Origin of the sequence: Pseudomonas entomophila (assembly GCF_029193575.1) — a bacterium.
Classification (GTDB): Bacteria; Pseudomonadota; Gammaproteobacteria; order Pseudomonadales; family Pseudomonadaceae; genus Aquipseudomonas; species Aquipseudomonas entomophila_G.
This window is the reverse complement of the sequence record NZ_JARGCS010000036.1, coordinates 47066-65408: the sequence shown is the minus strand read 5'-3', so window position 1 is coordinate 65408 and position 18343 is coordinate 47066. Positions and strand designations below refer to the sequence as shown.

At 65.8% G+C, this 18343-nt stretch carries 16 protein-coding genes, 1 tRNA gene and 1 pseudogene; 10 read left to right on the top strand and 8 right to left on the bottom strand.

Annotated elements, in window-relative coordinates:
* Positions 1–124 precede the first annotated feature (124 nt).
* Positions 125–2869 carry an aconitate hydratase AcnA gene (gene acnA, locus P0Y43_RS17305; protein WP_275638490.1) on the bottom strand — a complete coding sequence of 915 codons (2745 nt, stop codon included), beginning with the start codon at positions 2867–2869 and terminating at the stop codon, positions 125–127.
* Between the two features lie 218 nt (positions 2870–3087).
* On the opposite strand from acnA, the gene rlmM reads away from it, so the two are divergent.
* The 3 genes from rlmM (at position 3088) to pdxB (ending at position 5676) form a co-directional block, all read left to right on the top strand.
* Entirely contained in the window at positions 3088–4149 is a 1062-nt protein-coding gene (rlmM, locus tag P0Y43_RS17300) for a 23S rRNA (cytidine(2498)-2'-O)-methyltransferase RlmM (protein ID WP_275638489.1), read from the top strand.
* An 81-nt stretch (positions 4150–4230) separates the two neighbouring features.
* Complete coding sequence (gene tusA / locus P0Y43_RS17295) at positions 4231–4473, top strand: sulfurtransferase TusA (RefSeq protein ID WP_275638488.1); 243 nt, start codon at positions 4231–4233, stop codon at positions 4471–4473.
* A 60-nt stretch (positions 4474–4533) separates the two neighbouring features.
* Positions 4534–5676, top strand: a complete 1143-nt coding sequence (pdxB, locus tag P0Y43_RS17290; protein WP_275638487.1) for a 4-phosphoerythronate dehydrogenase PdxB — start codon at positions 4534–4536, stop codon at positions 5674–5676.
* Positions 5677–5793: 117 nt separating this feature from the next.
* On the opposite strand, the gene P0Y43_RS17285 is transcribed toward pdxB, so the two are convergent.
* Complete coding sequence (locus tag P0Y43_RS17285) at positions 5794–5967, bottom strand: PA1571 family protein (protein ID WP_275638486.1); 174 nt, start codon at positions 5965–5967, stop codon at positions 5794–5796.
* Between the two features lie 254 nt (positions 5968–6221).
* On the opposite strand from P0Y43_RS17285, the gene P0Y43_RS17280 reads away from it, so the two are divergent.
* The 3 genes and pseudogenes from P0Y43_RS17280 to P0Y43_RS27080 all read left to right on the top strand — a co-directional run bounded on the left by P0Y43_RS17280 (position 6222) and on the right by P0Y43_RS27080 (position 9789).
* Entirely contained in the window at positions 6222–7985 is a 1764-nt protein-coding gene (locus P0Y43_RS17280; protein WP_275638485.1) for an ABC transporter transmembrane domain-containing protein, read from the top strand.
* Between the two features lie 127 nt (positions 7986–8112).
* Positions 8113–8856 (top strand): annotated as a pseudogene (locus tag P0Y43_RS27085) (methyl-accepting chemotaxis protein); the annotation flags it as partial.
* A gap of 165 nt (positions 8857–9021) precedes the next feature.
* Positions 9022–9789, top strand: coding sequence for a methyl-accepting chemotaxis protein (locus P0Y43_RS27080; RefSeq protein WP_430540258.1), 768 nt, complete (start codon positions 9022–9024; stop codon positions 9787–9789).
* A gap of 197 nt (positions 9790–9986) precedes the next feature.
* Here P0Y43_RS27080 and P0Y43_RS17270 read toward each other — a convergent pair.
* Positions 9987–10063 (bottom strand) — tRNA-Pro (locus tag P0Y43_RS17270).
* Between the two features lie 81 nt (positions 10064–10144).
* Positions 10145–10366: a YgdI/YgdR family lipoprotein gene (locus P0Y43_RS17265; RefSeq protein ID WP_043206706.1), complete on the bottom strand. Its 222-nt coding sequence runs from the start codon at positions 10364–10366 to the stop codon at positions 10145–10147.
* Positions 10367–10546: 180 nt separating this feature from the next.
* Here P0Y43_RS17265 and moaB point away from each other — a divergent pair, with 180 nt between their 5' ends.
* Positions 10547–11086 (top strand): molybdenum cofactor biosynthesis protein B, encoded by a 540-nt coding sequence (gene moaB, locus P0Y43_RS17260; RefSeq protein ID WP_275638483.1) that lies wholly within the window; start codon positions 10547–10549, stop codon positions 11084–11086.
* A gap of 22 nt (positions 11087–11108) precedes the next feature.
* Positions 11109–12296, top strand: coding sequence for a molybdopterin molybdotransferase MoeA (locus P0Y43_RS17255; RefSeq protein WP_275638482.1), 1188 nt, complete (start codon positions 11109–11111; stop codon positions 12294–12296).
* Here P0Y43_RS17255 and P0Y43_RS17250 read toward each other — a convergent pair.
* On the bottom strand, positions 12285–13532 hold the full coding sequence (locus P0Y43_RS17250) for a glycosyltransferase family 4 protein (RefSeq protein WP_275638481.1): 1248 nt from the start codon (positions 13530–13532) through the stop codon (positions 12285–12287). The two genes, P0Y43_RS17255 and P0Y43_RS17250, sit on opposite strands and share 12 nt — an antisense overlap.
* Positions 13533–13725: 193 nt before the next feature.
* Here P0Y43_RS17250 and yegS point away from each other — a divergent pair, with 193 nt between their 5' ends.
* A complete protein-coding gene (yegS, locus tag P0Y43_RS17245; RefSeq protein WP_275638480.1) occupies positions 13726–14613 on the top strand; it encodes a lipid kinase YegS in 888 nt (295 codons plus the stop codon).
* On the opposite strand, the gene P0Y43_RS17240 is transcribed toward yegS, so the two are convergent.
* The 3 genes from P0Y43_RS17240 to P0Y43_RS17230 all read right to left on the bottom strand — a co-directional run bounded on the left by P0Y43_RS17240 (position 14597) and on the right by P0Y43_RS17230 (position 17026).
* Positions 14597–15253, bottom strand: a complete 657-nt coding sequence (locus P0Y43_RS17240) for a response regulator (RefSeq protein ID WP_275638479.1) — start codon at positions 15251–15253, stop codon at positions 14597–14599. The genes yegS and P0Y43_RS17240 overlap by 17 nt on opposite strands.
* Positions 15246–16139 (bottom strand): sensor histidine kinase, encoded by an 894-nt coding sequence (locus tag P0Y43_RS17235; RefSeq protein WP_275638478.1) that lies wholly within the window; start codon positions 16137–16139, stop codon positions 15246–15248. Before P0Y43_RS17235 ends, P0Y43_RS17240 begins: the two co-directional genes overlap by 8 nt.
* A gap of 395 nt (positions 16140–16534) precedes the next feature.
* Positions 16535–17026 carry a histidine kinase gene (locus P0Y43_RS17230; protein WP_275638477.1) on the bottom strand — a complete coding sequence of 164 codons (492 nt, stop codon included), beginning with the start codon at positions 17024–17026 and terminating at the stop codon, positions 16535–16537.
* A 366-nt stretch (positions 17027–17392) separates the two neighbouring features.
* Between P0Y43_RS17230 and P0Y43_RS17225 the strand changes: the two genes are divergently transcribed.
* Positions 17393–18328 carry a chemotaxis protein CheV gene (locus P0Y43_RS17225; RefSeq protein ID WP_275638476.1) on the top strand — a complete coding sequence of 312 codons (936 nt, stop codon included), beginning with the start codon at positions 17393–17395 and terminating at the stop codon, positions 18326–18328.
* Positions 18329–18343: the final 15 nt, after the last annotated feature.

The window sequence follows — 18343 nt, the reverse complement described above, 5'->3', positions numbered from 1 at the left end:
ATCGCCGTTCGTCGGTGAGGCCATCGCGGGGCAAGTCGGATCGCCGCTCCCACAGGTACCCCGCTGTGTTCACATTCAACGGTGTACCCGGGCGGACTTGCCCCGCGCTGAACGCCCAGGCGCTCTAGCGCCCAGCGATCAATTGCCGCAGCACGTAGTGCAGAATCCCCCCCGCCTTGAAGTACTCCACTTCATTGAGCGTATCGATGCGGCACAGCACCTTGATCTCCTCTCGCCGCCCATCCTCGCGGGTGATGTGCACCGGCAGGCTCATGCCCGGCCGCAACTGCGCGCCCGACAATCCACCCACCTCGACCCGCTCGCGCCCGGTCAGGCCGAGTTGCTTGCGGTCCTGCCCGGCGCTGAACTGCAACGGCAGCACACCCATGCCCACCAGGTTGGAGCGGTGGATGCGCTCGAAGCTCTCCGCCAGCACCGCCTTGACCCCCAGCAGGTTGGTGCCCTTGGCCGCCCAGTCGCGGCTGGAGCCTGTGCCGTACTCCTGGCCGGCGATCACCACCAGCGGCGTGCCTTCGGCTTGGTAGCGCATGGCCGCGTCGTAGATCGACAGCTTCTCGCCACTGGGCACGTGCAGGGTGTTGCCGCCTTCCTCGCCGCCGAGCATCTCGTTGCGGATACGAATGTTGGCGAAGGTGCCGCGCATCATCACCTCATGGTTGCCACGTCGCGAGCCGTAGGAGTTGAAGTCGCGTGGCTCCACGCCCTTGCCGCGCAGGTAGCGGCCGGCCGGGCTGTCGGCCTTGATGTTGCCGGCCGGCGAGATGTGGTCGGTGGTGACCGAGTCGCCAAGCAGGGCGAGAATGTGCGCGTCGCGGATATCGGTGATCGCCGGCAGCGGCCCGCCGATGTCGTCGAAGAACGGCGGGTGCTGGATGTAGGTGGAATCGTCCTGCCAAACATAGGTGGCGGCTTGTGGCACCTCGATCGCCTGCCACTGGGCGTCACCGGCGAACACCTCGGCGTATTCCTTGTGGAACATGGCGGTGTCGACGCTGGCCACGGCATCGGCGATCTCACGTTGGCTCGGCCAGATGTCGCGCAGGTACACCGGCTGGCCGTCCTTGCCAGTGCCCAGTGGGTCTTGGGTCAGGTCGATGCGCACGCTGCCGACCAGGGCATAGGCCACCACCAACGGCGGCGAGGCCAGCCAGTTGGTCTTGACCAGCGGGTGCACGCGGCCTTCGAAGTTGCGGTTGCCCGAGAGCACCGAGGCCACGGTCAGGTCGGCGCCGCTGATGGCTTTCTCGATGGCCTCGTCCAGCGGGCCTGAGTTGCCGATGCAGGTGGTGCAGCCATAGCCGACCAGGTCGAAGCCCAGTTGGTCGAGATAGGGCGTCAGGCCCGCGGCCTTGAAGTAGTCGGTGACCACCTTCGAGCCCGGCGCCAGCGAGCTCTTGACCCAGGGCTTGCGCACCAGGCCCTTTTCCACGGCTTTCTTGGCCACCAGGCCGGCGGCCATCATCACGCTGGGGTTGGAGGTGTTGGTGCACGAGGTGATGGCGGCGATCACCACGGCGCCGTCGCGCAGGGTGTGGGTCTGGCCGGCGTGGGTGTAGCTGACCTCGCCGGCCTGGTCGGCGTTGCCCACCGCCACGCCACCGCCGCCTTCGCTTTCCAGGCGCCCGACTTCCTTGGCCAGGGGCTTGGGTTGCAGCTCGATGAAGCCGTCGAAGGCCTGGCGCACATTGCCCAGGGCCACCCGGTCCTGCGGCCGCTTCGGCCCGGCCAGGCTCGCCTCGACCTCGGCCATGTCCAGCGCCAAGGTGTCGCTGAATAGCGGCTCCTGGCCTGGCAGGCGCCACAGGCCTTGAGCCTTGCAATAGGCTTCGACCAGTTGCACGGTCTGCGCCGGGCGGCCAGAAAGGCGCAGGTAATCGAGGGTGATGTCGTCGACTGGGAAAAAGCCGCAAGTGGCGCCATATTCCGGGGCCATGTTGGCGATGGTGGCGCGGTCGGCCAACGGCAGGTCGGCCAGGCCGTCGCCGTAGAACTCGACGAACTTGCCCACCACACCCTTCTTGCGCAGCATCTGCGTGACCGTCAGCACCAGGTCGGTGGCGGTGATGCCTTCGCGCAGTTTGCCGGTTAGCTTGAAGCCGATTACCTCGGGGATCAGCATCGACACTGGCTGGCCGAGCATCGCCGCCTCCGCTTCGATGCCGCCGACGCCCCAGCCGAGCACGCCCAGGCCGTTGATCATGGTGGTGTGCGAGTCGGTGCCGACCAGGGTGTCGGGGAAGGCGTAGGTGCGCCCGTCTTCTTCGCGGGTCCACACGGTGCGGCCGAGGTATTCGAGATTGACCTGGTGGCAGATGCCGGTGCCCGGCGGTACCACGCGGAAGTTGTCGAAGGCGCTCTGGCCCCAGCGCAGGAAGGCGTAGCGTTCGCCATTGCGCTGCATCTCGATGTCGACGTTCTCGGTGAAGGCGGCGGGGCTGGCGTAGCGGTCGACCATCACCGAGTGGTCGATCACCAGGTCCACCGGCGATAGCGGGTTGATCCGCTGTGGGTCGCCGCCGGCCTTGGCCATCGCCGCGCGCATCGCGGCCAGGTCGACCACGGCGGGCACGCCGGTGAAGTCCTGCATCAGCACCCGCGCCGGGCGATACTGGATCTCGCGGTCCGAGCGGCGTTCCTGCAGCCAGGCGGCGAGGGCGCGCAGGTCGTCGCCGGTGACGGTCTCGCCGTCTTCCCAGCGCAGCAGGTTTTCCAGCAGCACCTTGAGCGACATCGGCAGGCGCTGCAGGTCGCCAAGTGCCTGCGCGGCATCGGCGAGGCTGAAATAGTGGTAGGTGGTGTCTTGAACCGTCAGGGTCTTGAGGGTGTTCAGGCTATCGAGCGAGGGCATTGCCAACTCCTTCTGCGCCGGTGCCCGACGGTGCTGCGCGCCCGTCGGTGTCACCGCTCTGTATCGGCCCGCACGGCACGGGCCTGGCTGAAACGTCAGGTTAGACCGGTTTGGCCGGCCCGACCTTGTTCTGGACCGGTGGGACGTGTCGCAGGTTCCGATCTTCCTTTATCATTCGCCGCCCTGGCGGCACCTGCGCCAGTGATGTGGAGTGAGAAATGAATACCCTGTTCATGCATTGCCGCCCCGGCTTCGAGGGCGAGGTCTGCGCCGAAATCAGCGAACACGCGGCCCTGCTGGGCATCGCTGGCTATGCCAAGGGCAAGCCGCAGAGCGCCTGTGCCGAGTTCGTCTGCAGCGAGGAGGGCGGCGCCGAGCGGTTGATGCGTGAGCTGCGCTTCGAGCGGCTGATCTTCCCGCGCCAGTGGGCCCGGGGTGGCTTCGTCGAGCTGCCGGAAAGCGACCGTATCAGCGTGCTGCTGGAGCACCTGGCCGGGGTGGTGTGCGGCAGCCTATGGCTGGAAGTACTGGACAGCAACGACGGCAAGGAACTCTCGACCTTCTGCCGCAAGTTCGAGGTACCGCTGCGCAAGGCTTTGGAGAAGGCCGGGCGGCTGGTCGACGATGCGCGCCGGCCACGCCTGCTGCTGACCTTCATCAGTGGCCGCCGGGTGTTCGTCGGCCTGGCCGAGGGCGACAACTCGGCGCTGTGGCCGATGGGCATCCCGCGCCTGAAATTCCCGCGCGAGGCGCCGAGCCGCTCGACCCTCAAGCTGGAGGAGGCCTGGCACCAATTCATCCCACGTGAGCAGTGGGACCAGCGCCTGAACGACGACATGACCGGCGTCGACCTCGGTGCCTCGCCAGGCGGTTGGACCTACCAACTGGTCAAGCGCGGCATGCTGGTGACCGCCATCGACAACGGCCCGATGGCCGAAAGCCTGATGGACACCGGGTTGGTGCAGCACCTGATGGCCGATGGCTTCACCTGGAAGCCGAAGCAGACGGTGGACTGGATGGTCTGCGACATCGTCGAGAAGCCGGCGCGCACCGCTTCGTTGATCGAGACCTGGCTGGGCGAGGGGCTGTGCCGCGAGGCGGTGGTCAACCTCAAGCTGCCGATGAAGCAGCGCCATGCCGAGGTGCGCAAACTGCTGGATCGCATGGAAGCGGCGTTCAAAGCGCGCAAGGTGAAAGTGTCGATCGCTTGCAAGCAGCTGTATCACGACCGTGAGGAAGTGACCTGCCACCTGCGCAGGCTGGATCTGAAACCGCGGTGAGGCCATTGCGGGGTGCTGGCGATAGCCGCTTGGACCCCGCCCGCCGATACGCCACAATGACCCCATTCAGCGGAGCTACCCATGACCGACTTCACCCCCGACGCCATCCTCGACGCCACCGGCCTGAACTGCCCGGAGCCTGTGATGATGCTGCACCAGCACGTGCGCGACCTGGCCGCTGGCGGCCTGCTCAAGGTCATCGCCACCGACCCCTCGACGCGCCGCGACATCCCCAAGTTCTGCACCTTCCTCGGCCACGAGCTGCTGCAGCAGCAGGAAGAGGCCGGCACCTACCTGTACTGGATTCGCAAGAAGGCCGACTGAGCCAGGCTGGATCGCGTCCGGCACAGCGCCTACACTGCGTTCCCCTGACAGGAGAGCGCCATGCTGATAGTTGCCGACGAGAATATCCCGCTGCTCGATGCCTTCTTCGAAGGCTTCGGTGAAATCCGTCGATACCCGGGGCGCGCCATCGACGCAGCCTGCGTCAAGGACGCCGACGTGTTGCTGGTGCGCTCGGTGACCCGGGTCGATCGGCAACTGCTCGACGGTAGCCAGGTGCGTTTCGTCGGCACCTGCACCATCGGCACCGACCATCTCGACCTCGACCACTTCGCCCAGGCTGGCATCCACTGGAGCAGCGCCCCCGGCTGCAACGCCCGTGGCGTGGTGGACTACGTGCTCGGCAGCTTGCTGACCCTGGCCGAACTCGATGGCGTGGACCTGGCCAAGCGGGTGTATGGCGTGGTCGGTGCCGGCGAGGTCGGTGGGCGCCTGGTGCGTGTGCTGCATGGTCTGGGCTGGAAGGTGCTGGTCTGCGACCCGCTGCGCGAAGCCCGCGAAGGGGGGGATTTCGTCAGCCTCGAAACGATTCTCGAACAGTGCGACGCGATCAGCCTGCACACGCCGTTGCAGCGCGGTGGCGAGCACCCGACCTGGCACCTGCTCGGCGAGGCGCAACTGGCCCGTCTGCGTGCCGGTGCGTGGCTGGTCAACGCCGCCCGCGGCCCTGTGGTGGACAACGCCGCCCTGCGCGAGCTGCTGCTCGAGCGCGACGATGTGCACGCGGTGCTGGACGTCTGGGAGGGCGAGCCACAGGTGGATTTGGCCCTGGCTGACCTGTGCACCCTGGCCACCCCGCATATCGCCGGCTACAGCCTGGATGGCAAGCAGCGTGGCACGGCACAGATCTACCAGGCGTTCTGCCGCTGGCAGGGCATCGCCGACCAGGTGCGCCTGGCCGACCTGCTGCCGCCACCGGCGCTGGCCCGGCTCGACCTGGATGCCAGCGCCGACCCGACCTGGGCGTTGGCCACCGTGTGCCGTGCGGTGTATGACCCGCGCCGTGACGATGCGGATTTGCGCCGTAGCCTGAGCGAGGATGTCAGCGCACAGCGCGCGGCCTTCGACCTGCTGCGCAAGCATTACCCGGCGCGGCGCGAGATCGAGGGGCTGGCCGTGCACCTGCATGGCGAGTCGCCGCAGTTGGCGCAGATGGTCAGTGCGTTGGGTGGGGTGTTGGTCTGAGGGACGAGTGGTATGGCGTGCGGCCCTATCGCGGGCTTGCCCCGCGATAGGGCCCTGACAGCCACCTCAGAATGCAAAAACCCGGCGCAAGCGCCGGGTCGGAAGAATTCGTTGGCCTCAGCCCTTGCGCGGTCGCTCGGCCCGGCTCTTCTCCAGGTCTTCGCACGCCTGCTGGATCATCTGCTCGGTGATCGGAATCTCGCGACCTTTGCCGTCGATGATCGAACCGCATACCTGAGGTTGCGGCGGGTTCGGGTTTTTCGGCGTTTCGCTGCTCTGTTGCAAGCTCATTTCCTGTCTCCTCTTCAGGTTGCAAGCTCAGGGTAATACCGTGCCGTGACTGGCCTGTGACAGCTCCTGCGGCGTCGCGACAGCCACAGTCCACCAGAAAGCGCGGCAAAGCTCCAGTGACACGTTAGACCGAAAAGCTATAGGCGATAACCGACGCTTCCCGGTCTGCATTCCGAGGGTTGACGGCGTGGCGGAGTTCCGTGGTGACGGATGAATGGTAGTCTGCAGGCTCCCCCAGCCACTTGGCCGCGCCCATGCCCGAACCGGTCTCTTCCCGTCAACGCCGCGCACTGCGACTGGCTTGGCAGTTCATTCGTCCCTATCGTCGCCAGGCGCTGCTGGCCTTGCTGGCGCTGGTCGTGACCGCCGGTATCACCCTGTCCATGGGCCAGGGCATCCGCCTGCTGGTCGACCAAGGCTTCATGACCCGCTCGCCGCACCAGCTCAACCAGACCATCGGCCTATTCATGGTGCTGGTGCTGGCCCTGGCGCTAGGCACCTTCAGTCGCTTCTACCTGGTGTCGTGGATCGGCGAGCGCTGCGTGGCTGACATTCGCCGCGCGGTGTTCGACCACTTGGTCGGGCTGCACCCGGGCTTCTTCGAAGACAACCGCAGCTCGGAGATCCAGTCGCGGCTGACCACCGACACCACCTTGCTGCAATCGGTGATCGGCTCGTCGCTGTCGATGTTCCTGCGCAACGCGCTGATGGTGGTTGGCGGGGTGGTACTGCTGTTCGTCACCAACCCCAAGCTCACCAGCATCGTAGTGCTGGCCTTGCCTCTGGTACTGGCGCCGATCCTGCTGTTCGGTCGACGGGTGCGCAGCCTGTCGCGGCAAAGTCAGGACCGCGTGGCCGATGTCGGCAGCTACGTGGCCGAGACCCTGGGGCAGATCAAGACGGTGCAGGCCTACAACCACCAGGCGCGTGATCGCGAGCTGTTCGCCGGTACCGTCGAGGCGGCATTCGCCGTGGCCCGGCGACGCATCGTCCAGCGCGCCTGGTTGATCACCCTGGTGATCGTCCTGGTGCTCGGTGCGGTCGCGGTGATGCTCTGGGTCGGTGGCATGGACGTGATCGGCGGGCGCATTTCGGGCGGCGAGTTGGCAGCGTTCGTGTTCTACAGCCTGATCGTCGGCAGCGCCTTCGGCACCCTCAGCGAGGTGATTGGTGAACTGCAACGGGCCGCCGGCGCCGCCGAGCGCATCGCTGAGCTGCTGGCGGCCAGCAGCGCGATCCTTGCGCCCAGCGAGCCGGTTGGGCTGCCAAGCATGAGGGCCAGTGGCCGTATCGAACTGCGCGAGGTGCGCTTCACCTACCCGTCGCGCCCGCAGGTGGCGGCTGTCGACGGCCTGAGCTTGGTCATCGAGCCAGGGCAGACGGTAGCGCTGGTGGGGCCTTCGGGGGCCGGCAAGTCGACGCTGTTCGACCTGCTGCTGCGCTTCTACGACCCTCAGGGCGGCGAGATTCTGCTCGATGGCCAGGCGATCACCGGGCTCGATCCGCTGGATCTGCGTCGCCAGTTCGCCTTGGTGGCGCAGAGCCCGGCGCTGTTCCGCGGTACGGTCGAGGCCAACATCCGCTATGGCCGCCCCGAGGCGACCCGGGCCCAGGTCGAGTCGGCGGCGCGCAGCGCCCATGCCCATGAATTCATCGAGCAGCTGCCACAGGGCTACCAGACGCTGCTGGGCGAGGGCGGCATTGGCTTGTCCGGTGGGCAGCGCCAGCGCCTGGCGATTGCCCGGGCGCTGCTGGTCGATGCCCCGGTGCTGCTGCTCGACGAGGCCACCAGCGCCCTCGATGCGCAAAGCGAGCACCTGATCCAGCAAGCCCTGCCGCAACTGATGGCAGGGCGCACCACCTTGGTGATCGCCCACCGCCTGGCGACCGTGCAGCACGCCGAGCGCATCGCGGTAATCGACAAGGGGCGTCTGGTGGCGATCGGCACCCATCGCCAATTGATCGAGCAGAGCCCGTTGTACGCGCGCCTGGCGGCGTTGCAGTTCACCACGGGCTAGCCTGTCGTGGATCCGTAACATTCCTATAGCAATTGCCTGGAATTATTGGAATCATCTGGCCTGTAAGTGCTCGACCTGGCTGCCGTCTCTCGATGGCAGCTTTTTTGGCTTGCGAACGAGGACATGGATGTCTGCACGACGGCATCGCGTACGTGCCGTTTTCCTTCTCCTGGTTCGAGACCTCCCGATGTTGCGTAAATCCCTTCGTGTGCAAATCCTCACCCTGCTGGGCGGTAGTCTGGCGGCGATGCTGTTGATCGCCCTGGTGTGCTTCCAGTTCCTGTCGTCGAGCGTGCGGGGCTATGCCGCGCTGGTCGATGGCCCCTTGCGTGCCTCACAACTCATCGACGAGGCCAACCTGCAGTTCAAGGTGCAGGTCCAGGAGTGGAAGAACGTGCTGCTGCGGGGGCGCCAGCCGGCCGAGCTGGACAAGTACTGGCAGCAGTTCCAGGACCGCGAGCGACAGGTTCAGGACGTACTCGGGCAGTTGATCGACGGTAGCGACGGCGAGTTGAAGGCGCGCCTGCAGCAATTGCGCGACAGCCACCGCCAGTTGGGCCAGGCCTATGGGCAGGGCCGGCAGGCGTTCCTTGCCGCAGGTGGCGACCCGGTGGCGGGCGATCAGGCAGTCAAGGGCGTGGATCGTGTCGCCAGCGAGCAGATGAGCGCGCTAGTCGAGCACCTGCGCGCCGACGCCAGCACCCGCGCCAGCGCTATCAGCGCCGGGGCCGAGCGCACAGTGTGGCTGGGCATGCTGGTGATGCTCGGCTCGGCGCTGTTGGTCGGGCTGCTGAGTTTGTGGCGGGTCAATCGCAGTCTGGTGGAGCCGATTCGCCAGTTGATCGAATACGTCGCTCAACTCAGCCAGGGGCGCTTCGCGGCGCGGGTCGAAAGCCTGCGCCAGGATGAGCTGGGCCGCCTGGCGCGGGCCGCCAACACCTTGCGCGACTTTCTCGCCGACACGGTGGGGAGCCTGAAGGACAACGCCGAGGAACTGGACCGCGCCAGCGGCCAGCTACGCCATATCGCCAGCGACATGGCGGCTGGCACCCACGACCAGTTCCAGCGCACCGACCAGGTGGCCACGGCGATGCACGAGATGTCCGCCACCGCCCAGGAGGTGGCGCGGCATGCGGCCCAGGCGGCGCGGGCGGCGGACGAGGCCGACCACAGCGCCCAGGCTGGCGGGCAGGTGATGCAGCAGACCATCGACATCATTGGTGTGGTCAACCGCGAGATTGCGGGCACCGCTGCGGTGATCCGCCACCTTGAGAGCGACAGCACGCGCATCGGCAAGGTGTTGGAAGTGATCCGTGGCATCGCCGAGCAAACCAACTTGCTGGCGCTCAACGCCGCCATCGAGGCTGCTCGTGCCGGCGAGGCCGGGCGTGGCTTCGCGGTGGTCGCCGACGAGGTGCGCAGCCTGGCCCAGCGCACGGCAGCGTCGATCGCAGAGATCCACCAGATCATCGAGGCCGTGCAGCAGGGCGCGTTGGAGGCCGTGAAGGCCATCGAAAGTGGCCAGCAGCGCAGCGAGGAGGGCGCCGAGCAGGTGCAGCAGGCTGGGCAGATGCTGCAACGCATCACCGTGGCGGTGGAGGCGATCCGCGACATGAACCGGCAGATCGCCACGGCGGCGGAGGAGCAGACCAGCGTGGCCGAGGACATTTCGCGCAACCTGGTGGAGATCACCCGCATCGCCACCGCCAACCAGCAGGCGGTGCAGCACACCGAGCAGGCCGGGCAGCGGCTGCATGGGTTGTCCGGGCAGTTGGGCGAGGTGACGTCGCGGCTGAGTACCTGACGCGCGACGCATCACGGGGCGAGCCCGCAGGCGCCCCATCGTTCTTCATGTGAGCGGTGAACCTGGAGCTGGCTTGCCCCGCGATGAGGCCGGCACTGATCAAACGAAGATGCTTGCTTCCGCAGGCGCTGGTCTGCCCCATGAGGGTTTTCCTGGCACAACAAAAAGCCCGCGCAAGGCGGGCTTTTTGGGGAGTTTGGTCGGAGAGACAGGATTCGAACCTGCGGCCTTCTCGTCCCGAACGAGACGCGCTACCTGGCTGCGCTACACTCCGATTTCCAAAATCCTACTGCATACCTTTTTTGAACGCAAGCCCTTGTTGTGAAAAGGGCGTTTGCCAAAATCGGTCGCCAGATCAGAGCTCTTTCACGGTGCGGATCTGGTCTTTGTTGATGCGCGTGCGCTTGCCGTCAAGCTGTTCGAATTCGTAGAAACCGGAGTCTTCGTCATAGGAAGGGGTGTCCACTGCCTGAATCTCGCGGCCGTCGTTCAGCGTGATGACGGTCGGCGAGGCGCAGCCGGCGAGGGCGCCCAGGCCCAGGGCAAGCAGGAAGGCGGGAAGGGTCCGTTGGATCATCGTGTTTCTCCAGTGCGATGGTGCTAGATGACTTTAAGACGCAGCGCGTCTGCGCAAGTTCCTTGCACAGTGCAGCATAGCGGCAAAGCGCTGGTATTGACCAAGGGCAAGCCCCGCCCGCAGGCGGGTGCCGCCCTGTGATATAACAGCCGGCATCCCTTCCCCCTGCGACGGACTCCCATGAAAGCCAAGGCCGATACCCCCTTCGTGCCGCTGAACATCGCCGTGCTGACGGTCAGCGACACCCGTACCTTCGACACCGACACCTCCGGGCAGCTGTTCGTCGACCGCCTCAGCGCTGCTGGCCATCGCCTGGCCGAGCGTGTGCTGCTCAAGGACGACCTGTACAAGATCCGCGCCCAGGTCGCCACCTGGATCGCCGATGACCAGGTACAGGTGGTGCTGGTCACGGGTGGTACCGGCTTTACCGGCCGCGACAGCACCCCTGAGGCGGTCGTCTGCCTGCTGGACAAGCAGGTCGATGGCTTCGGTGAGTTGTTCCGGCAGATCTCGGTGCCTGATATCGGCACCTCCACCGTACAGTCGCGCGCCCTGGCGGGCCTGGCCAACGGCACCCTGGTGTGCTGCCTGCCGGGTTCGACCAATGCCGTGCGCACCGGCTGGGACGGTATCCTCGCCGAGCAGTTGGATGCCCGCCACCGGCCGTGCAACTTCGTGCCACACCTGAAGCAGGCCGAGGCCTGCGAAAGCCGTGGTTGAGGCGGTGCCGAGCCGGCCGCTGATGCCGGTGGAAGAAGCCCTGGAACGGTTGCTGGCGCTGGCCGAAGCGGCGCCGATTAGCGAAGCCGAAGAGCTGGCCCTGGCCGACGCCGACGGGCGCATTCTCGCCGAGGACCTGGTCGCGTCCCTCGACCTGCCGCCGTGGCCGAACAGTGCCATGGACGGCTATGCCCTGCGTCTGGCCGACTGGCGGGGCGAGCCGCTGCCGGTGAGCCAGCGGGTCTTTGCCGGGCACGCGCCAGCGCCTTTGCAGCCGGGCACCTGTGCGCGGATCTTCACCGGCGCGCCGCTGCCCGAAGGTGCCGATTGCGTCGAGATGCAGGAAAACGCCGAGGTGCTCGAAGATGGCCGGGTGCGCTTGCTCGAAACCCTGGTCGTCGACCAGAACGTACGCCCCAAGGGCCAGGAGACCCGCGCCGGCGAGCAGGTGCTGAGCGCCGGCACGCGACTGGGCCCGATCGAGCTGGGCCTGGCCGCGACCCTCGGTCATGACCGCCTGAAGGTGGTGCGCCGGGCGCGGGTGGCGGTGCTGTCCACGGGCGACGAGCTGGTCGAGCCGGGGCTGCCCCTCGGCCCTGGGCAGATCTACAACAGCAACCGCCGCCTGCTGGTCAGCTGGTTGCGGCGCATGGGCTGCGAGGTGATCGATGCGGGCATCCTGGCTGACGACCTGGCGTTGACCCGCCAGTGCCTGGCCGAGTTGGGCGACGTCGACCTGATCCTCTCCACCGGCGGTGTATCGGTGGGCGAGGCCGACTACCTGGGCATGGCCCTGCGCGAGGCCGGCGAACTGGCCTTGTGGAAATTGGCGATCAAGCCTGGCAAGCCGCTGACCTTCGGGCATTTCCGCGGTGTGCCGGTGATTGGCCTGCCCGGCAACCCGGCGTCGACACTGGTGACCTTCGCCTTGCTGGCCCGGCCCTACCTGCTGCGCCGCCTGGGCGTGGCCGAGGTCACGCCGCTGCGCTTCGATGTGCCGGCCGGCTTCGATTGGCCCAAGCCGGGCAATCGCCGCGAGTACCTGCGCGCGCGCATCGAGCAGGGCCGGGTGCGCATCTACAGGAACCAGAGCTCTGGTGTGCTGCGCAGCGCGGCCTGGGCCGAGGGGCTGGTGGAGGTGCGCGAGGGCTGCACGGTGAGCCAGGGCGACAGCGTGCCGTTCATTCCCTTCAGCGAGCTACTTGGCTGAACGCCCCAGTAGCACCGCGCTTATCGGTGCGGGGTGTGCCGGCGCCAGCTGGGTCAGGCGCATGTGCACGTTCTCCAGCTGTTGGGCGGCCACGCTCCAGTCGTGGTGCTGGCGCACCAGTTGGCGCCCGGCTTCGCCCAGCTGGCTCATGCGCCAGGGTTGGTTGAGCAGTTGGGTGAGCAGCAGTGCCAGGTGGTCGCCGTCGTCACTGCCCAGGTAGTGCTCGCCGTTGTTTACGGCAAGGCCGGAAACACCCTTGCCGGTCGTCACCACCGGTAGCCCGGCGGCCATGGCCTCGAGGATCTTCACTTTGGAGCCGCCAGCGTGGCGCAGCGGCGCGAAGAACAACGCCGAGCGCCGTTGCAACTCGCGCAGGTCGGGGCGGTAGCCGATCCATTCGATGCGTGGGTCGTTCCAATGCAGTTTCCAGTGCGCTGGCAAGGCGTGACCAGCGATGGCCAGGCGCACCGCGGGGTTGCTCAACCAGACCTGCGGCAGGATCTCCTCAAGTGCCCACTCGATGGCTTCCAGGTTGGCGCCATATTCGAAGTTGCCGACGAACAGCAGCCGCTGGCTGTGCAGGGCCGGCCGCACCTCCTGGTAGTAGTCACAGTCCACGCCATTGACCACCACGTTCACCGGTCGGCCACTGATCTGGCTGATCAGTTCGGCATCGTGGGCACTGACCGCCACCACCTCGCTGGGTTGGCGCAGCACACGCTGCTCCCAACGGCGATAGCGCCAGCGGTCGAAGGCGTTGAGCGGCCGCAACCACAGCGGCAGGCGGTCGTGGCAGGCCGCACCCATCACCGATTCGAGGGTGTGCTCGCTGAGCATGTAGGGCAGGCCGCGTGCCTGCAGGGCTTTCTCAAACGGCTGGAAGGCGTAGCTGTGCTCGATCTGGATCACGTCCCAGGGTTCGTCCAGCAACTGCTCGAAGCGATGCCGCAGGCACGGTGCCAGGCCGTTGATGATGGTGCGCATGGGGTAGTCGATGATCGGCGATGCCAGCAAGTTGAGCGGGCTGTGCACGGGGCGTCGGGGCAGGACGATCAGGCGTTCGAGAAAAGGCTCCAGGGCTTGGCGGGCGAGGTCGGACAACGGTACTTTCGATTGCACCAGCAAGGTGATCCGGTGGCCGTGCCGCGCCAGCTCGCGCAGCAGGTGGAATTGCCGGGTCTTGCTGCCGCTGGTGGTGGGCCAGGGCAAGTAGGGCAGTGTCCAAAGTATGCGCATGGCCCCGCTCCTGTCAGGTGTTTGGCAGCAGTTTGTCAATAATATGACGTGTTTGGGTTCTCCTATTAAGGATAGCCAAGGATTTGTCGAACGGGGTGTGCTGTTCGTCTGCGCGACTTTCTGCCCGAGGCGTGCAGCAATTGTGCGATGGCGGTGGTCGAGATTGGGGTGGCCCTTTTACGGAGATGCTTCGATGGATGCGCGCAAGGCGATGTTGATCCTGCATGGCAAGCAAGCCCTGAACGACGAGGTGCGCGCCGCCGTGGCCGACCTGCGCGAGCGAGGCTGGACGCTGGATGTTCGCCTGACCTGGGAGGGCGGCGATGCCGAGCGCCTGGTTGGCGAGGCGCTACAGGCCGGATACGACCAGGTGATCGCCGGTGGGGGGGATGGCACCCTGCGTGACGTCGCCGAAGCCATGGGGTTGGCCAACGCCAAGGCCAGCCTGGCGCTGTTGCCCCTGGGCACCGCCAATGACTTCGCCAAGGCTGCGGGCATTCCCCTGGAGCCCGCCGCCGCGCTGGCACTGCTGGAACTGCCGGCGCGCCCCATCGACCTGGGCAAGGTCGGCGGGCAGATGTTCCTCAACATGGCCACAGGCGGCTTCGGCAGCCAGGTCACGGCCAGCACCTCGGAAGACCTGAAGAAAGTGCTGGGCGCTGCCGCCTACCTGTTCACCGGGCTGTCGCGTTTCAGCGAGCTGCAGGCCGCGTCGGTGGAGCTGCAGGGGCCGAATTTTCACTGGCAGGGCGAGTTGTTGGCACTGGGCATTGGCAACGGGCGCCAGGCTGGGGGCGGGCATGTGCTGTGCCCCGATGCGGTGGCCGATGATGGTTTGCTGGATATCGGTATCTTGCCGGCGCCGCAGGAGATGGTCGGTGCCTTGCGTGACCTGCTGGCCGGTGAAGGCCTGTTCGTTCGTGCTCGTCTGCCTTGGGTGGAGATAAAGAGCTCCCAGGGGTTGGACATCAACCTCGACGGTGAACCGTTGCAGGCCGACAGCCTGCGCTTCGAGGCGTGCCCGGCAGCGCTGCGCGTGCACCTGCCGGCCGATTCGCCGCTGCTCAGTCGTCCAGGCTGATGATCTTCTCGCGCACGGCGAACAGCACCAGGCCCGCCACGTCGTAGATCTGCAGGCGTTTCATGATTTGTGAACGGTGGGTTTCCACGGTCTTGATCGACAGGCCCAGGCCGGCGGCGATTTCCCGGGTCGACTTGCCGCGCACGATCAGGCGCAGGATCTCCAGCTGGCGGGCGGTCAGGTTGTGGCGCTCGCTGGGGGGCTGCTTGCCGCTCTGCGCGCGCAGCAGGGCCTGGCTGATCACGGTGTGGGCAATGGCCGGGCTGAGGTAGCGCTCGTCATTGCTCAGGGCCTCCAGGGCCTGTTCCAGTTCGGTGGCGGTGGTGTCCTTGAGCAGGTAGCCATGGGCGCCGTTCTCCAGGGCACGCATGATCAGTTCCGGGTCGGTGTGCATCGATAGAATCAGCACCTTGCTGTCGCACCCGCTGGCGCGCAGTTGGGTCAGGGCGTCGAGGCCACTGGTGGAGCGCATGGAAATGTCCAGAAGGATGATGTCCGGGGCCACCTGCTGGACCATGCCCAGCAGTTGGTTACCGTCGTCGGCTTCGCCGACTACTGTGTAGCCCGGAATGTCCGAGACCAGTGCACGCACGCCTGCGCGGATCAGCGAATGGTCATCGACCAGCAGCAGTTTAATCATGTGGGGAGGAGGTCCTGGCGCGTTCGTGGCTGCGTGGTGGCCACGGGAACAGCGCGTCGATGCGCGTGCCCTGGTCGGGCTGGCTGGTAACGGTCAAGGTGCCTTGCAGGGCCGTGGCACGTTCCAGCATGCCGGCCATGCCACGTTGGCCCGCGTCGGCGGGGCTGCCGACGGGCACGAAGCCCAGGCCATCGTCCTCGATGTGCAGGGCCAGGCCCGCCGGGGTGCGTTGCAGGCGAATGAGCAGGTTGCGCGCCTGGGCGTGGCGCAGCATGTTGGTGACCGCTTCCTGGGTGATGCGAAAAGCCGCGATGGCCACATCTTCGGAGATGCCGCCCAGGCGCTGCTGGCACTCCAGGCTCCAGCGCACGTTGCTGTTCTCAAGGGCGCGCACCAGATGGGCGCGTAGGCTGGCTTCCAGGCCAAGGCTGGCGAGCTGGCGCGGGTTGAGCAGCGCGGAGACGTCGCGCACGTTGGTCAAGGTGTTATCCAGCGTCCCACGCAGGGTGGCGAGCTGCGCTTGCAGATCGTCGGGTACACGACGTTGCAACCACTCCACCTGCAACTTCGCAGCGGTGAGCAGTTGGCCAATGTCATCGTGCAGCTCACGGCTCAGGTGCTGGCGTTCACTTTCCTGGACCTTGAGCATGCGGTCGGCCAGTTCCGCCGGGCGCAGGTTGATGGACCTGGCCCAATGGCGCAGGTGCCAGCCGATCCCGATCATGGCGGCCATTTGCAGCAGCAGTACGCCCGCCGACAGTGGCCGACCATGCATGTAGTGCAGAAGGTTGACGGCCAGCGATACCACGCACAGCAAGGCAGTCGCCCAACGCAGCAAGGAGGTGCGAGAGCAGCAGCGCTGGGTGATCTTCAAGCGTGGGAGCATAGATAGGAAAGCCACTGAATTATTGCGGTCGCAGGCCGCGCGTCTGGGGACAGAGGCTTTGGCATCCTGCTTTCGATCAAGGCCATGCACACCCCGATGGATGTGTATATCCGACGGAAGTGCTCGCTTGCGCGCATGGTATCACTTCAAGTTGTTTTGGTCGCGACTGGCTAGTTGCCGTAAACCTCGGAATCTGCGGGGCGGATCGAGGTGCAGTCCGATCCGGTAAGTAGCAGAGTGCCATTATTGATTGAAATGGCGGAAACTTCCAAGTGCAACTAACGCGCCAACACGACAGCGATCATAGACAGAACTTGTACAACTTCCCTAGTTGCACATTGCGAAGGCTTGAACAGTACGGTTAGTTCCGTGGCCAGTGCATGTTCGAGGTTGGCCTAGTTGGGGTATTGAGCGCTTCGTTGCTGCGGAGGATGTTCAGGTGTTGGCGCGTGGTCGGCCGCCTCAGGGGGCGCACACGATTGCGGGCTCGGGCGGCCGAGTGCAGAGGCCAGTTCGCCCAGTAGCAGTTGCTGTTCCGTGGTGTCGAGGTTCAGCCGTCCGGTGTGCGGGTCGACCAGCTCCAGCTGCCAGGCGAGCAAGGTGAGACAGGCGTCCACCGTGTTCAACGCATCGCCTTGCAAGCGTCCGCTGGTGCAGGCGGGGGCGAGCAGCCGTTGCAGGTCAGCGCTGTACTGCGCCACCTCGAACAGTGCCAGGGCTTCGGCTCGGCGGGCGAGAGTGCCGAGGCTGTCGTTCAGGCCATGGCAGGCATCGGGGTCGTTGGTGATCAGCTCCAGGTGCAACAGGCACTCCTGGCACTGGGTCAGCAAGACCTGCGCGTCCAGCAGGAAATCCTGCAGGGCACTGTTCGATGGCGCGCGTTCCATCAGGAGGCTCCCAGACGGGCTGTGGGAGCAGGGGTGGGCCACACCAAGACAATCGCTGACAAAAGCCTGACTCCGTTCATGCATTGAGATTGGCGTCACATTAATGGCTATTGGATATCGCGAATATCAGGTTGCACCCGATTGCCACTAGGGGTTTCCCTGATGGGGGATTGAGGGCGGAGGGACGTCGCGGGGGACGCGGTCGCGGAGGGAGTCGCGGAGGGATATGTCGTCAGTAAAGCATGATGGTAAAGTGATATCAATCAGCTTCACAGCATTTTACGACAGGGGTCAAGCTGTGGAAGTTTGCGCCGATACAGGGCAGATGCAATCACTTTTTCCGCTTCAGAGCCTGGGGGTCGTCCAATGGCTGGCATTCTCGACACGGTAGACCAACGCACGCAACTGGTGGGTGAGAACCGCCTGGAAATTCTCATGTTCCGCCTGGCGGGCCGGCAGTTGTTCGCCATCAACGTGTTCAAGGTCCAGGAGGTGCTGCAACTGCCCAAGCTGACCCTGATGCCGCAGCGCCACTCGTTCGTCTGCGGGGTGGTCAACCTGCGTGGCCAGACCCTGCCGGTGATCGACCTGTCGCAGGCGATTGGCATGCGCCCGCTGCAGCCGGGGCCGGACAGTACCATCATCGTCACTGAATACAACCGTTCGGTGCAGGCGTTCCTGGTCGGTGGCGTGGACCGCATCGTCAACATGAACTGGGAAGCCATCATGCCGCCGCCGACCAGCGCGGGTCGTCAACACTACCTGACGGCGATCACCAAGGTCGATGAAAAGCTGGTGGAAATCATCGATGTGGAGAAGGTGCTGGCGGAAATCGTGCCCTATAGCGCCAAGGTCTCCCGCGACAAGCTCGCCGACCCGGTGCTGGCCCGCGCGCGCGGTTGCGAAGTACTGCTGGTGGACGACTCCAACGTGGCGCTGGCGCAGTTGCGCGACACACTGTCGCAATTGGGCATGAAGCTGCATGTGGCCAGCGATGGCCTCAAGGCCCTGCGTCTGCTCAAAAGCTGGGCCGATGCCGGCGAGAATGTCTGTGAGAAACTGCTGATGGTCTTCACCGACGCGGAAATGCCCGAGATGGACGGCTACCGCCTGACCACCGAGATCCGCACCGACCCGCGTCTGCGCGGGCTCTACGTGGTGCTTCACACCTCGCTGTCGGGCAGTTTCAACGAGTCGATGGTGAAGAAGGTCGGTTGCGACAACTTCCTCTCCAAGTTCCAGCCCGACCGGCTGGTGGACGTGGTGCGTGAGCGCCTGATGCTCGATCGCACCACTGTCTGAGACCTGCACGCGCCG